Annotated in this window: 14 protein-coding genes, 1 tRNA gene and 1 pseudogene; 7 read left to right on the top strand and 9 right to left on the bottom strand. The window is 59.2% G+C overall.

Annotated elements, in window-relative coordinates:
- The 3 genes from KDL09_RS17345 to KDL09_RS17335 all read left to right on the top strand — a co-directional run.
- A partial coding sequence (locus tag KDL09_RS17345; RefSeq protein WP_294387901.1) for a hypothetical protein occupies nucleotides 1-533 on the top strand: 533 nt, incomplete at its 5' end.
- A 232-nt stretch (nucleotides 534-765) separates the two neighbouring features.
- The gene (locus tag KDL09_RS17340) at nucleotides 766-972 is read left to right on the top strand and encodes a hypothetical protein (RefSeq protein WP_294387898.1); all 207 of its coding nucleotides are present in this window, start codon (nucleotides 766-768) and stop codon (nucleotides 970-972) included.
- Between the two features lie 78 nt (nucleotides 973-1,050).
- Nucleotides 1,051-1,227, top strand: coding sequence for a type II toxin-antitoxin system HicA family toxin (locus KDL09_RS17335; RefSeq protein WP_294387905.1), 177 nt, complete (start codon nucleotides 1,051-1,053; stop codon nucleotides 1,225-1,227).
- A gap of 84 nt (nucleotides 1,228-1,311) precedes the next feature.
- Here KDL09_RS17335 and KDL09_RS17330 read toward each other — a convergent pair whose 3' ends face one another.
- Both KDL09_RS17330 and KDL09_RS17325 read right to left on the bottom strand, forming a co-directional pair.
- Nucleotides 1,312-2,070, bottom strand: coding sequence for a hypothetical protein (locus tag KDL09_RS17330; RefSeq protein ID WP_294387897.1), 759 nt, complete (start codon nucleotides 2,068-2,070; stop codon nucleotides 1,312-1,314).
- A gap of 3 nt (nucleotides 2,071-2,073) precedes the next feature.
- The gene (locus tag KDL09_RS17325; RefSeq protein ID WP_294387895.1) at nucleotides 2,074-3,840 is read right to left on the bottom strand and encodes a hypothetical protein; all 1,767 of its coding nucleotides are present in this window, start codon (nucleotides 3,838-3,840) and stop codon (nucleotides 2,074-2,076) included.
- A gap of 207 nt (nucleotides 3,841-4,047) precedes the next feature.
- On the opposite strand from KDL09_RS17325, the gene KDL09_RS17320 reads away from it, so the two are divergent.
- Together KDL09_RS17320 and KDL09_RS17315 are read left to right on the top strand one after the other, a co-directional pair.
- Nucleotides 4,048-4,788, top strand: coding sequence for a dienelactone hydrolase family protein (locus KDL09_RS17320; protein ID WP_294387891.1), 741 nt, complete (start codon nucleotides 4,048-4,050; stop codon nucleotides 4,786-4,788).
- Nucleotides 4,789-4,885: 97 nt separating this feature from the next.
- A complete protein-coding gene (locus KDL09_RS17315; protein WP_294387888.1) occupies nucleotides 4,886-5,296 on the top strand; it encodes a hypothetical protein in 411 nt (136 codons plus the stop codon).
- Between the two features lie 10 nt (nucleotides 5,297-5,306).
- Here KDL09_RS17315 and purH read toward each other — a convergent pair whose 3' ends face one another.
- Both purH and KDL09_RS17305 read right to left on the bottom strand, forming a co-directional pair.
- Complete coding sequence (gene purH, locus KDL09_RS17310; protein ID WP_294387885.1) at nucleotides 5,307-6,845, bottom strand: bifunctional phosphoribosylaminoimidazolecarboxamide formyltransferase/IMP cyclohydrolase; 1,539 nt, start codon at nucleotides 6,843-6,845, stop codon at nucleotides 5,307-5,309.
- 88 nt (nucleotides 6,846-6,933) lie between these two features.
- A complete protein-coding gene (locus KDL09_RS17305; RefSeq protein WP_294387882.1) occupies nucleotides 6,934-7,368 on the bottom strand; it encodes a hypothetical protein in 435 nt (144 codons plus the stop codon).
- A gap of 86 nt (nucleotides 7,369-7,454) precedes the next feature.
- On the opposite strand from KDL09_RS17305, the gene KDL09_RS17300 reads away from it, so the two are divergent.
- The gene (locus tag KDL09_RS17300) at nucleotides 7,455-8,528 is read left to right on the top strand and encodes a Gfo/Idh/MocA family oxidoreductase (RefSeq protein WP_294387880.1); all 1,074 of its coding nucleotides are present in this window, start codon (nucleotides 7,455-7,457) and stop codon (nucleotides 8,526-8,528) included.
- Nucleotides 8,529-8,625: 97 nt separating this feature from the next.
- On the opposite strand, the gene KDL09_RS17295 is transcribed toward KDL09_RS17300, so the two are convergent.
- The 5 genes from KDL09_RS17295 to KDL09_RS17275 form a co-directional block, all read right to left on the bottom strand.
- Nucleotides 8,626-9,663 (bottom strand): hypothetical protein, encoded by a 1,038-nt coding sequence (locus tag KDL09_RS17295; protein ID WP_294387878.1) that lies wholly within the window; start codon nucleotides 9,661-9,663, stop codon nucleotides 8,626-8,628.
- A gap of 291 nt (nucleotides 9,664-9,954) precedes the next feature.
- A tRNA-Ser gene (locus tag KDL09_RS17290) sits at nucleotides 9,955-10,027 on the bottom strand.
- 158 nt (nucleotides 10,028-10,185) lie between these two features.
- Nucleotides 10,186-10,611 (bottom strand): hypothetical protein, encoded by a 426-nt coding sequence (locus KDL09_RS17285; protein WP_294387875.1) that lies wholly within the window; start codon nucleotides 10,609-10,611, stop codon nucleotides 10,186-10,188.
- 124 nt (nucleotides 10,612-10,735) lie between these two features.
- Complete coding sequence (locus tag KDL09_RS17280; protein ID WP_294387873.1) at nucleotides 10,736-10,879, bottom strand: hypothetical protein; 144 nt, start codon at nucleotides 10,877-10,879, stop codon at nucleotides 10,736-10,738.
- A gap of 785 nt (nucleotides 10,880-11,664) precedes the next feature.
- A complete protein-coding gene (locus tag KDL09_RS17275) occupies nucleotides 11,665-12,948 on the bottom strand; it encodes a Gfo/Idh/MocA family oxidoreductase (protein WP_294387870.1) in 1,284 nt (427 codons plus the stop codon).
- A gap of 55 nt (nucleotides 12,949-13,003) precedes the next feature.
- Here KDL09_RS17275 and KDL09_RS17270 point away from each other — a divergent pair.
- A pseudogene (locus KDL09_RS17270) lies at nucleotides 13,004-13,415 on the top strand (hypothetical protein); the annotation flags it as partial.

Genomic DNA, 13,415 nt, shown 5'->3' with positions numbered 1-13,415 from the left:
GGAATGGTGGTTTGTATCTCGAGGGCCGAAGATGGGCGGGGCGCTTCGCCGAACTCGCTGAAGAGTGGGAGATGCACGTCGATCTGTTGGATGGCGCCTACTACTACGTGAAGGAGGGGCGGTTGGCTGCGGTGTCGAAGGCGCTCCACGCGCACTTTGAAAACGATCCCCAAATCGAGAGCGCCTACGTGAAATCCACCGCCTGGTGCGGCAGCTACACGTTTGAGGCAGGGCTCCGCCTCCAAGGCAGCCCGAAGGATCCCGAACTTCAAGAACGGGCAAGGAAGATCGCGGAGGGTCTGAAGAAACGTCTGCCATCCTTCATCGGCGGCTTCAAAATCACCCGAGTCCGTTACGAATGGCCGCAAACCGGAACCTCGGGCAATCTGCCATTGGGATTTCTCTGGAAGCGGGACGGCGATGACTTCCGCGTGATGAACATCGGCAACGACTTCCATGACCCACAAAATGCCGCACGGGAGACGCGCTGGTCACAGACCTCATGGAACGAGGGTCGATCGGTGGAGGAGTAAGCCCGCTTATGTCCGCCAAAAGTGACCGATTCCGTTCACCGCGCCATGATCGAGAGGAGCGCGGAGACTCCTCTCCGTTTCACATTCACACGGGGACAGGATGTCCCCGCTCCTTGGGGCTGGCCGCTTTTTCTTCGTCGATTCTTTCGGCCGATTCGTCTTGGCAAGCCTCCTTGCAAAAGAGCGGGGTGTCGCTGAGACTGGCGACCGAATCCGCAAACCAGCATCACTCATGAACGAACTCATTTTTATGGTCGAGGAAGCCCCGGAAGGCGGTTACACGGCCCGTGCTCTGGGAGAGTCCATCTTCACCGAAGGGGACACGCTGGAAGCGGTCCGCACGCAGGTGCTCGATGCGGTGCGCTGCCACTTCGAGGAAGGGAAGCGTCCGGGGGTGGTGCGGCTGCATTGCGTGAGGGAAGAGATTCTCGCCGCCTGAAGCTCCAACGATCATGAGACTGCCCGTGATCTCACCGGTGATGAACTGGCGCGTGCGCTGCGGACGCTCGGTTATCAAATCACCCGGCAGACCGGCAGCCACATGAGACTGACGACAATGCAGGAGGGGGAACATCATGTGACCGTCCCACGGCATAACCCGATGCGTGTCGGCACGCTCTCCGGCATCCTGGCCGACGTGGCCACCCATTTCAAAACCACCCGCGACGACGTTGCGGGAAGGTTGTTTTCTTGAGCCGGCGGCAAGTGATCGCCCGACCATTTTAATCTGATTCGATGGCGACGAGCGTCGTCGCATCCGCAGGCGGATGCGAAGGACTCACGACGCCCCATTGGGATGGGAAGCGATCAGCTTGCCGTAGGTGCTGTCGGCTCGAATGGAGTCGCGTGCGGCACGGGCTTGTTTGGCGAGGCTGACACCACCGAAGTGGCTGGCGGCGCTTTCAGCGGCGGCGTCCTGTACGGATTCGTCGGCCTTCATGTGGTTGATCAGGGCGTCCCAGTTCAAGAACATGCGCCACTGATGGAAGGAGACGAGATCTTTGGTGTCCGCATCGGTCTTGGCGGTGAACTCGCCGGGAATGCTTCGCAGTTTCTTGAGGGCGACGGGGTAGTCGCTGGCCGCCACGCTGTTGTATTGTTCCAAGGTGAAGGACCGGCCGGCTGTCTTCCACGCTTCGAAGATCTGACCATCACTGGCGAGGGCGGGGAGCATGAGGAGGAGAATGTGATCGCGCGAACCACTTTCGGGACCGGCTTGAATGCCGTTGGACGCACTCGTCTGCGCCTTGAGATAGTCACCCGTGCGCCACTCGGAGACGCCGCGCATCATCCAGGCATTGGCTTTGAGCCGGGGATCAGGCAGCGCGTTGATCCTCTCGGAGGTGAGATCCTTGAGAACGTCGGCATAGCCGGAAGGAACACCCTGACCGATGGCGGCGAGATTGTCCTGATGTGAAGCAGCGTCGAATTTTCGCTGGGTGTGTTGGAGATCAAAGACCGGCTGGATCTGCTGGCAGGCGCTGCAGAGCAGGGAGACCAGCAGACAGGCGAGCAAGGGAAGGCGATGTGATTTCATGGCTTAGACGACGTGGTTGAGGATGAGCCGGGCGGTGGAGACGACAGAGGCGGTTTCAGTGAGAGCAAGTTCATCCTGCAGGACATCAAGAAGCAGGTCCTCGATCAAGACGGGCAGGTTGGCGCCGTTGACGCGGTTTTGCAGATCACCTGAGGCGAGATCGAGCGCGGTCGTGATCGTGGCCTTCACGGGCTCTTTGAGCTGGGTGCCGAGCAGGCCCTCCAGATTCGCGGAGACGACGGGCAGGATGCCGGTGACAATGCTGACAAACACGTCCCGGCTCACAAGCCGGCGCGGATCCTTGTGTTCGAGCACGGCGGCGGCGGCCTGCTGCGTGACCTGGAAGAGCACGTTGTCGCGCACGTTGCTGGTGTCGAGATTGAGCAGCTTGTCGGCATTGAGCACGCCGGTTTTCAGCGCAGCCTCCACCAGCGTGAGGAAGCCCTCGCCGGTGACGAGCTGTTTGGGATCGTCTCCCAGCGCCTTGGCGGTGGAGCCAATGATCTGGGCGAGCACGGTCTTCACTTCATCGTCGTCCACGCCATGCAGCAGCTGTTCCGGATGCTTCGAGACTTCGGCGAAGGCGATCTGTGCGAGTTCGACAAGCTGGCGCTTGGAGAGCAAATCACGCGCCGTGGCGTTGCCTGCGAGGCGTTTGCCAAGACCGTTGGCGAGCGCGGTGATCGTGTCGGCGAGGATCTGTTTGTCGGGATTCTTCGGGTCGATGAGCGTCTCGACATTCTCGGTCACGGCCACCAGCGCCCCCTGCACGATGGCGGATACGGTTTCCGGGCCGAACACCTTCACTGCCTGCGTGGCGGAGAGCGCAGAGACCGTGCGGTTGATGAGAGAAACGAGAAGCTTCTGATCGGAGAAGACGCCGCTGTTTTCCGCCACGGCCTTGAGCGCGCTGTGGTAGAGCAGCTCCAGCGACTCGTTGGTGAAGAGATCCTCCTTGCCGTCGATGCCGGCGATGACTCCGGAGAGCGTGCTCTTCACGAGCGCCTTCGCCTTGTCGTCGTCCGGCAGAAAGAGATCCATGTTGCCGGTGAAGGCGGCGGCTCCGCCTTTCACGATGCTGGAAGAGATGCGCTTGATCAAATCTCCCCGGCGGCTGCGCGCGGCGACGGAGCCCAGCGCCTCGTAGTCATCCAGCAGCGACTGAGTGACACCGCCTACGAGGGTTTGCAGCCGACGGTCGTCATCAATCAGCGTGACGTTGTCCTGCAGCGTGCGCAGCGAGGCGTGCATGACGTTGAACAGAATGTCCTTGGGCGTGTCGTCGGAGAATTTGACCTCATGCAGATTGCTGATGAAGGAGACAAGGACCTGACGTGTGCCGCTGTTCTTCCCGAGCTTGTCCGGATTGAGTGCAAAGTAATCGATGCCGATCTCCGCGACGATACCGACAATGCGTTGAAGTGCAGGAGGCGCCCCTTGGCCGTCTGCGAGCTGGTCGAGTCCCTTCATCTCCTTGATGATGCTCAGCGCATCCTGAGGTGTGCCGGCCTCAATGTTCCTGAGGGTGCGGTAGGCGCTCACCTTGTCCGCATTCGTTTTCACCCACGCGAAGGGCGCGCCCGGCTCGCGCAGTTCCTTGTGGTCGCGAAAATAGTCGACGGCATCCGACTCGAGTTCATCGCCGCCGATGTCGCCCACCGGCACGAGCGCCGAATGCTCGTGCGTGTGATCAATCAGTATCTGCTGGGCTTTGCCCGCCAGTTTGATGCCTGCCTGAATCGCAAATATGATGGTGGCTGGATTGATCATGGTTTGACCTTTCGGGTGAAGGTTTGCCTGGCCGGAATGCGATTAAGACGGCCGGGCGATCGACTGACAAGCCTATAATGACGAGCTGCCGGTCACGCCTTGATTCCCAGTGCCCGAGCGCGGAAGAAAAATTCTTGGAGCGGAGAGAAGGCGTGCGATAGCACTGTGAACAACGCGGCTCCTTTCGCCGCCATCTCTTCCTCCATCATGACTCTGCGCGAACCTGAAATCGTTGAACTCTCCACACCGTCCGGCCCGATGCGCACGACGATCCTGCGACCTGCGGCAGCGGGTCGTTTTCCGGGGCTGCTGTTTCACTCCGAGATTTTTCAAAACACGGGACCGATCTGCCGCACGGCGGCCTGTCTGGCCGGACATGGCTTCATGGTGGCGCTGCCGGAGATCTACCATGAATACCTTCCCGCCGGAACCGTGCTGGCCTACGATCAGGCGGGTTCGGATGTGGGCAACCGCCTGAAGACCGAGAAGCCGGTGGCAGGCTACGATGCAGACAATCGCGCGGTGCTGGACTACCTCAAAAACCACGCAGACTGCACCGGCCGTCTCGGTTCCTTCGGCCCCTGCATCGGCGGGCATCTGACCTATCGCGCAGCACTGCAACCCGACGTCGCGGCGGCGGCCTGCTTTTATCCGACAGACCTGCACAAGCGCAGTCTCGGGCAGGGGATGAACGATGACTCGCTGGCCCGTGCGGCGGAGATCAAGGGCGAGTTGATGCTGGTTTTTGGCCGTCAGGATCCGCATGTGCCCGCGGAAGGACGCGCGATGATTTATCAGACGCTCACCGCGGCGGGCGTGAACTTCACCTGGCATGAGCTCAATGCCGCCCATGCCTTTCTGCGTGACGAGGGCCTGCGCTACGACGCCGAACTGGCGCGTCAGGCATTGGGCATGACGGTGGATTTCTTCCGCCGCTGTCTCTCATGACGGTCACGGGGCGAAACTGAATAAAACCAGTCGCATTCACGTTCTCAGCAGCGCCGTGTCTGATCGCTTTATCACATCGACCACAATTCCACAGCCCATGAACTCACGTCATCGTTTCCTCCTCGAGCTTTTGCTGTTGTGTTCATTCTTGGCGCTTTCCACCGGCAGTCATGCAGAAGAGAAACAGCGGTTTTCCATTTCGCTGCGATACTCCACTCCCTCTGCGAAAGCCTACAACACCATGGTGCCGCGAACAGGAGAGCAGACCACTTTACCCATCTCGATCTCCGACACTCGGCTGTGGGTGGTACGGGTCGATGTGGAAAGCGATCACAGATCCTTCTTCGTGTCAGTGGAAGATCCTGCGTTGCTCGCGCCCGCCGGACGCGACATCCGCGTACAACCGCTGACGATCTTTGAAGGCGAATTCGATCTGACCAGCGGCAAGGCGGTGACCGTCCTGAAGTCGGATCAGTACACGCTCGACATCACGCTGACGCTGGAGTGAACGAAAGCTCCTAGTGCAGGAAGTGGCGCACGCCGGTGAAGCACATGGCCATCTTATGTTCGTCTGCGGCGGCGATGACGTCGGCATCCTTGACGGAGCCACCGGGCTGAATCGCGGCGGTGGCGCCGGCTTCGGCGGCGGCGATAAGGCCGTCCGGGAAGGGGAACATGGCGTCTGAAGCGACCACGCTGCCTTTGAGGCTGAGACCGGCTTCACCGGCTTTCCAAACGGCGATGCGGCAGGAGTCCACACGGCTCATCTGACCAGCTCCAATGGAAAGCGTGCGATCGTGCGAGGCAAAGACGATGGCGTTTGATTTGACGTGCTTCACGACGCGCCAGCCGAAGCGCATGGCTTCGAGTTCGTCGCGGGTCGGAGGACGCACGGTCTTCACCTTCGTTTCGAGATCGTCGAGCCCCTGGGCGCGCGCGTCGCTGTCCATGACCATGACTCCGCCGGGAGCGGAGCGGATGACAGGCTCGGCGAGAGCTTCCGCGACACCAGGGAGCATCTGAATGAGGCGCAGGTTCTTTTTCTTCTGCAGCAGTGCACGCGCATCGGCGTCGAAGTCGGGCGCAATGATGACATCCGTGAAGATTTCCGAGATGATGCGGGCGAGACCGACGGTCATGCTGCGGTTCACGACGATGACACCGCCGAAGGGTGCCTGCTTGTCGGTCTCAAAGGCCTTCTGCCAGGCTTCGCGCAGGTCTTCGTCCGCGCAGCCGACGCCGCAGGGATTGGTGTGCTTCAAAATGGCGACGGTGGGGCGGCGGAATTCGAGGGCGATCTCAGCGGCGGCCTGGATGTCGAGGACGTTGGTGTAGCTGAGGTCCTTGCCGTGCAGCTTGACGAAGTAGTCGCCGAAATTGCCGTAGAGCGAGGTCTTCTGGTGCGGATTGTCGCCGTAGCGCAGTTCGGCGTAGAGGGGCAGGGAGAGGTTGAAGGTCTTCTGGGTGACCTGCTCCTTGTTCAGGAAGCTAGCGATCGCAGAATCGTAGCTGCCGGTGCGCTGGAAGACCTTGCAGGCGAGACGCTCGCGGGTGGCGAGGGTGGTGTCGCCGTCGTGTTCCTTCATCTCTTCGAGGACGACCGCATAATCGGCCGGATCGGTGATGACGGTGACCCAGCGGTGGTTTTTGGCCGCCGAACGCAGCATGGACGGGCCGCCGATGTCGATGTTCTCGATGGCTTCCTCCAGCGTAACGTCCTTCTTGGCGACAGTTTGCTCAAAGGGGTAAAGATTGACCACGACGAGGTCGATGACGGGAATGTCGTGCTTGCTGGCGTTTTTCTTGTCCTCCTCGTTGTCGCGACGCTGAAGCAAGCCGCCGTGGACCTTCGGATGCAGTGTTTTGACACGACCGTCGAACATTTCGGGAAAGCCGGTGTGCTCTGAGACGTCGATCACCTTCAATCCGCCTTCCTTGAGATGTTTGGCGGTGCCGCCGGTGGAAAGAAGCTCCACACCGAGCGCAGCGAGGCCTTGGGCAAAGTCGAAGAGGCCGGTTTTGTCGGAGACGGAGAGCAGGGCGCGGGCGATGGGCATGAGAGGAAAGAGAGAGTTCGGGGGCGCGGAGTAAAGGGAGATTTGCGGGGGTGCCAAGCGCATTCTCAGGACGCACAAAGGAAGCCATTCACGGCACAATCTTGGGCTCGTAGGGAGGGTAGAATTTGCGCGCTCCGAACTCGACGTAGCGGTTTTCGCCACTCTTCAAATAGACCGGCAGACCGGAGCCATCGCCCGCAGCGGCGGGTTGGTACACAAAGTGCCGCCCGGTCTTGTCCTGGGCGATCTTGAGCATCGTGGCATCGTCCAACGTGACCGGATCAGTCGACCTCCGGTAAACCCCTTTCTCCTGACCGGGAAAGCTCAGGTTCGGCTCATACCGGTCGTCTTTGCCGAGGGCCGTGTAGTACTGTGTATCGCCCAGTGCCGTTGGGTATTCCGTCCATTCATAGTCCGTCGGACGGACGTGGATACGCCACGCCAGCAGGACGAGGGAGATCAGGAGCACCGCCCAGCCAAGCAGGAGACGACCAGGCGTATCGCGGATTTCGTTGGCGGCCATCGGCCGATCAAACGGCCCGGAGGTTCGCCGGGCAAGGGGGATTTTCGTTTGTCATCTCCGAACCCCTCGGCTTCGATGCACGTTCTATGAGCAAACCATGGCGCATCGCGGGCATCAACTTCGACCACTTTCACATGGGAGACCTGCTGCGGCAGGCCTCCGAGCACCCGAATGCCGAGATCGTGGGCATTTGCGATGAGCAACCGGCGCGCCTGGTGGACGCCACGCGGAATTTCGACCTCAGCAAGGATCAGGTGTTCACCGATTACCGTGCCTGCATGGAGCAGACGAAGCCGGACATCGTCATCCTTTGTCCCGCCGCTTCCAATCATGGTGACTGGGTGACCAAAATCGCACCGTTCGGCACGCACATCATCATGGAAAAACCGTTCGCCGGCTCGTTGGCCGAGGCGGATGCGATGATCGCCGACATGAAGCCTCACGGAAAACTGCTCACGGTGAACTGGCCGCTCGTCTGGGATGCCGGACAGCAAACCGCGCATCGTCTGATCGAGGAGGGCGTCATCGGCGAGGTGCAAGAGTTTCATCACAATGGCGGCAATCGCGGCCCGCTCTACCACGGAGCTGACAAGATCGAAAAAGAGCCCAGCGCCGCCGAGAAGGCCGCGAGCTGGTTTTACAGCAAGGCTCAGGGCGGGGGATCCCTGCTCGACTACATGGGCTACGGCACCACGCTGGGCACCTGGCACCTCGGCGGACGGGCACCGCTCGAAGTCACCGGCGTCTGGGACGAACCCGCCGGATTGGAGGTCGATGAACACGCCGTGGCCATCATCCGTTACAGCTTTGGTTTGAGCAAAAGCGAGACACGCTGGGGAACCTTCACCGATCCCTGGACCTTCCAGCCGCAGCCCAAGTGCGGGTTTGTCCTCAAAGGCACCGACGGCACGATTTCCTGCTACGACTATGAGAAGACCATCCGCGTCCAAACCCGGGCCAGACCGGAAGGCTTCGAGGTTCCCGTCGATCCCGTCCTCTCTCCAAACCGCAATGCTGTCGAACACGTCATCCACCATCTCGAAACGGGCGCGCCGTTGATCGGCCCGTTGAGTCTAGACATCTCTCGGATTGGTCAGCAGATCGTCGATACGGCCTTCTGTAGCGCCCAAGAGAAGCGCACCCTAAAATTAGTCGGATAGGAGTCGAATTAAACTCCTCAAAATCAGTGGCAACCGGCATCCATTAACTACAGCCAATCAATGTAAAGCATAAGTGTATGGTGTCGGTGCCGATTCATTATGATGGTTCAGATTCCCCGTTCTGATACTGGATTCCGGGCTTCTTCACGGCAGGATTAGGGCCGCCTGACTCGGGATCAAGGTACCAAGGGGTCTTTGGGGTTTGAGGTTCGTAAACGCGAGCGGCACGGGGTTTTGTGCTGAAACCTTCAAAGGCGGCAGCAAACGCCGCATCTTCCTGCCCCTTCACGTAGCGTTCCGTCATGGCCACCACGTCTTCTAAAGTCCAGCGGCGGTCAGCCACGCCAAGCTTGAGCGCAGGCGTCGTTTTCAGCGTTTCGTGAACGCGGCACAGATTGTAAACGAAGATGTGAATGGAGGCCGTGAGCGCGTGATTGTCCCAGCTTTTGGAATACGCCAGCGTCTTGCGGGCGCAACGCTTGTTACCCTGTCGCATGGTCAGAAAGAACCGCTCCATGTGGCAGACGGTGGACGTGCGCAGGTTCGGGTTGCCCGAAATGCGCTGGCGCTCAACCCCAACTAAAGGGTTGGTGCGCATGGTCTGCCACGTTGGGGCATCCACGCGAATCTTCTGAAACACCTTGGTTTCCTGCGCATAGTCAGCCCTGCCCTCAAAAGCGCTCGGAATCGAATACAGATAGCTTTGAAGCTGGTCGGACGTGATTTGCACGCGGCCTGTGATGCGGCTCGCCAGATCGCCCGCAAAGTCGCGGGCGGCGAAAGCGGTTCTTTTGCCGGTGCGCCAGTTGATGATGGCCTTGGAATCCGGGTCAATGCTCGCCCACAGCCAGCAATCGCCACGCTCCGGGTTCTGCATGCGCTGTTCCCTGCTCATGCGTTCCCGGTGCGTGTGGACGTAGGCCCACTGTTCATCGAGTTCGAGGCGTTCCACAGCCAGGTTGCGGAAGTGGCGGTTGTGCCAGTCTTCGCAGGCAGCGCCAGTTTCTTCGATCACGCGGAGAACGGCATGCTTGCCCACCTTGAACATGCGGCACACGCTGTTGATGGCGATGCCTTCGCAGAGAGCGGCAAGGATTAAAGCCTGCTTGGATTGATCCAATCTTTTGTTTGCCATGATGATATTATGCGCATATATTCAACATGCGCAACTGATATTATGCGCATTTATTCAATGAAGAAGGCAACCACAAAACCGCCGCGCGGTGGCTCCCGTGAAGGATCTGGGCGCCCGTCCCTTGGTAAGATTAGGGTTAATTTAACCCTCAATGAAGCCCTAGTTGAACAGGCGAGGCACAGGGAAAACAACCTCTCTGCCCTGCTGGATCGCCTCTTGGAACAATGGCTCCAGAACAAAAAGAGTTGAATTCTGCAACTCCAAACGATATTATGCGCATGAAACTCGGTGTGGACACGCTGGGAATCGAACCCAGACTTCCCAGGTGAGTAGCTCAGGTGGTCTGCCGTTAACCTACGTGCCCAATAGAGTATCACCCTCCGACCCGCCAGCCCTGCACCGCTCAAAGTTACAGGCTGGCGGGTCGTGCTATTTATGTCTGCACGGATGCGGACGGGTGAATTAGTCCGGGCCGTGCTGTCTAGTTAATTTCATTTCAAAAGCATATCTGCGAACCAATCGTTATTTGTATTGGTAAACTGCTGGATTGTGCCCAACGCTGTCCCGAACCTTGGCCACGCGCCCTGAGTCGATGAGAGCATGGAGAGGCTTATCTAGCGATTTGGCTGCGAATTCCAGCTTGGGATGATTCAATTTGATGCGACCCGCCAAGTCACCCTTTGTGAAGTTACCAAGAACTCGTGCAGCATCTTCGAGAGCTTGCCCCAGTGTCACGACCGGCAGGGCAAGGGCCATTTCAGCTTGAGAGGCGGGTTGATGATTGTCTGTGGAAGTATCTATTTCATTAAGCATCTCAACCCAAGCTGCGAGTGCAGTTTCTGCCTTCTCCGCTTCCCATTCAGCCGATTCAGCATTAGCACGGTGATTCTCTGCTTCCTTGCGGTGTCTATCAACCTCCGTCTCAAGCGTCTTAATCTTCTGTTCCACAAATACCCTGTTCATAGAGCACAGGTGACACTAAGAATCGGCTGAAGCAACTAGAATCTAGAAATTTAGCCGATTCTTTGGATTCCAATGAATGAGAGCGGATCTACAGGCGCAGGTGTTTTGGCTACTTTTTCCGCATAGCATCCGCCAGCGCCCGCTTCAATTCATCACTGCCCAGAAGATCCTCGCCCTTGGGCAACTTGGTCTTCGTGACCTTGGCGACCTGCTTGGCGGCCTTCTGGTTGGCGTCTTTGCGGCGTGGTGTCATGAGGCATTTTCGCCTCGATCCGGCTAAAATCCAACGTTTGAATTTTCATACTCAACCGGCACCGACACCAAGTGTATGGTGTCGGTGCCTAAAACGAAGGTTGCTACGGGAGGTTGACTTCTTCTCTTCCTGTCGGTTTCGGCATTTGACGGCGTTTCGCTGCATCTGCTGCCTGTAGGGATATTTAACGTGTAATCATTGAAGAGGATTCCGTCGAAACCGTGCCGACCAATTTCGAAGGCGTTACAGGGTCGATGCACGACTCCTGAAGGGTTTGTTAAGCGATGATAAGGCAACCGAAAGAGCACACAAGACCTTTGCGGGTGTCTCATGGATCTTCCTAACCTTGCATGGAATAAAATTAGTCCACCCTACGCTATTGTGCGGATCATTCCTTGAGCTAACTGCGTGAAACGTTATGGAGTATATGGCACCGAAAACACTGAACCCGACACAAGCCCTTTGTTTTGACACCCCCACCTCCTAGCTCACCAACTTCAAAGCTCACACGCCTGGCCGTTTGGATCATCGTCATCTACGCCGCACTGTGGGTTGCGGCATATGCGTTTCAGTTGCTCGGAGCGCAGGCCGAGTAAGCGAAGTCGGAGGGCAGCACCTATGCCGCGCCCCTTTCTTGAGCATTGCTGGAAAACATGGATAAAAGCCCCTTAACCGATTTATAAGCAATACTTAGCATTGCATTTATGCCGCTCAATTCAATACAGGTCGAACCTTTGAAATGGTTCGGCAGCGGTCGACGCTCAGTTGGCAAACATCGCTATCCCTCACACGATCCTCCACGCCTCCCGCATCAGGCGCACCAGCATCTGGTTGGCCTGTTCGTCGTTTTCGAAACGCTCGGCGGCTGGGTCGAACTTTAGAGGACGCTTCAGGGCCGCCGAGATCGCCCCCATGTGGCAGGTGGTGGCGGCGCGCTGGGCGATTTCCGCGGTGGCAGTGGTGCGACCGCGGGAAAGTACGGCGTCGATGAAGTTGCGATGATGCTGCTTCGACTCGAAGAGCTTCACGTCGCTGTCCTTGAGCTTCACGCGGAGGATGTCGTCCGAACTGGCCTTCAGCACTTCGGATTCGGTGAAGATCCAGCCTTCGCTGCCGATGAAGCGCGTGCCCCACTTCGTTTTGTCGTCAGTGCTGAGCATGACCACGCGCACGCCGTTCGCGTAGCGATACTCAATGCGGAAGCCCTCGGCGGCGTCATAGATGCCTGATGGGCGGCGCTTCACCTCCGTCGCGCTGACTTCCACCGGGGTTGTGTCATCCATGCCTGCGCCCCACTGCGCCACATCGAGGAAATGCGCCCCCCAGTCGGTGATGTAGCCGGGCGCGTATTCCTCGATCCAGCGAAAATTGAAATGACAACGCGCCGCCGTGTAGGGCTTCTCCGCCGCCGGGCCGAGCCACATGGCGTAGTCGAGATGCGGCGGCACCTCCTGCGCCGCCTCCAGTCCCGTGTAGCCACCGCGCACCGCAAACGTGCCCGGCACGCCGATCTCGATCTCCTTCAACTCGCCGATGTAGCCGTTGCGCACTCGCTCGCAGGCCATGCGCACCTTCATGCCGGAGCGCCGCCAGGTGCCGCATTGCAGCACACGCTTGTTCTCCGCCACCGCACGGCAGATGGCGCGGCCTTCGACGATGCTCGCGCCGAGCGGCTTCTCCGAATACAAATCCTTGCCGGCCTTCGCCGCGGCAATGGCCACGTTCGAATGCCAGTGATCCGGGGTGGCGTTCATGACCGCGTCCACATCACTGCGGGCCAGCACTTCACGGAAGTCGCGATACACATCGCCCTTCGCCAGTCCTGCCAGTTTTGCCGCGCGCTCGGCATGTTCGGCATCAACATCACACACGGCGACGATTTGCACGCGCTCGTCAGCCATCAGGTTCCGCAGATTGCTCGTGCCCTGACCACCGACACCAATGCACGCGAGACGCACCTTGCCATTCGGCGAAACAGCTCCCGCACGCCCCAGCGTGGCGGCAGAAACGATGAAGGGAACAGCGGTGCTGAGAAACTGACGGCGATTCGGCGAAGCGGTTGGTTGCATGGGAAAGAAACGCCACTCCCCGCCGATATTCTTCACGCTCCAACCCACCCCACCCATGGATTCCACTCCCCTTTCCCGCCGTCGTGACTTTCTTCAAACCGCCGGCCTGGGACTGATGGGATGGCCGCTGGCGCAGACTTTCTTTTGCACCACGACTCCGGCCATGGCGCAAAGCGCAGCAAGCACGACGACTGCGAGCGCCCTGCCGCAACTCAACCGCTTCCCGCGCATGATGCAGAACTGGCTGGTGGATGAAGTGCGCGCCGCCGAGGCACGTGGCAACGCCCGTCGCGACGCTTTGAAGACAAAGGCGGACGCCGAAGCCTATGTGAAGTCGGTGCAGCAGCGCATCCGCGAATGCTTCGGACCGCTGCCGGAGAAGACGCCGCTCAATGCGAAGGTGACGAAGACGCTCGAGCGCGACGGCTACCAGATCGAGAACATCGTCTTCGAAAGCCGGCCGAACT

It is taken from the genome of Prosthecobacter sp., from assembly GCF_020439865.1.
Classification (GTDB): domain Bacteria; phylum Verrucomicrobiota; class Verrucomicrobiia; order Verrucomicrobiales; family Verrucomicrobiaceae; genus Prosthecobacter.
Note: the sequence above shows the minus strand (reverse complement) of the source record. Positions and strands in the feature narration are given on the sequence as shown.

Bases quoted from the DNA above. Each gene is read 5' to 3' on its own strand.
- KDL09_RS17340 (WP_294387898.1), top strand. From the start codon at position 766: ATGAACGAACTCATTTTTATGGTCGAGGAAGCCCCGGAAGGCGGTTAC.
- KDL09_RS17330 (WP_294387897.1), bottom strand. From the start codon at position 2,070: ATGAAATCACATCGCCTTCCCTTGCTCGCCTGTCTGCTGGTCTCCCTG.
- KDL09_RS17325 (WP_294387895.1), bottom strand. From the start codon at position 3,840: ATGATCAATCCAGCCACCATCATATTTGCGATTCAGGCAGGCATCAAA.
- KDL09_RS17320 (WP_294387891.1), top strand. From the start codon at position 4,048: ATGACTCTGCGCGAACCTGAAATCGTTGAACTCTCCACACCGTCCGGC.
- KDL09_RS17315 (WP_294387888.1), top strand. From the start codon at position 4,886: ATGAACTCACGTCATCGTTTCCTCCTCGAGCTTTTGCTGTTGTGTTCA.
- purH (WP_294387885.1), bottom strand. From the start codon at position 6,845: ATGCCCATCGCCCGCGCCCTGCTCTCCGTCTCCGACAAAACCGGCCTC.
- KDL09_RS17305 (WP_294387882.1), bottom strand. From the start codon at position 7,368: ATGGCCGCCAACGAAATCCGCGATACGCCTGGTCGTCTCCTGCTTGGC.
- KDL09_RS17300 (WP_294387880.1), top strand. From the start codon at position 7,455: ATGAGCAAACCATGGCGCATCGCGGGCATCAACTTCGACCACTTTCAC.
- KDL09_RS17295 (WP_294387878.1), bottom strand. From the start codon at position 9,663: ATGGCAAACAAAAGATTGGATCAATCCAAGCAGGCTTTAATCCTTGCC.
- KDL09_RS17280 (WP_294387873.1), bottom strand. From the start codon at position 10,879: ATGACACCACGCCGCAAAGACGCCAACCAGAAGGCCGCCAAGCAGGTC.
- KDL09_RS17275 (WP_294387870.1), bottom strand. From the start codon at position 12,948: ATGCAACCAACCGCTTCGCCGAATCGCCGTCAGTTTCTCAGCACCGCT.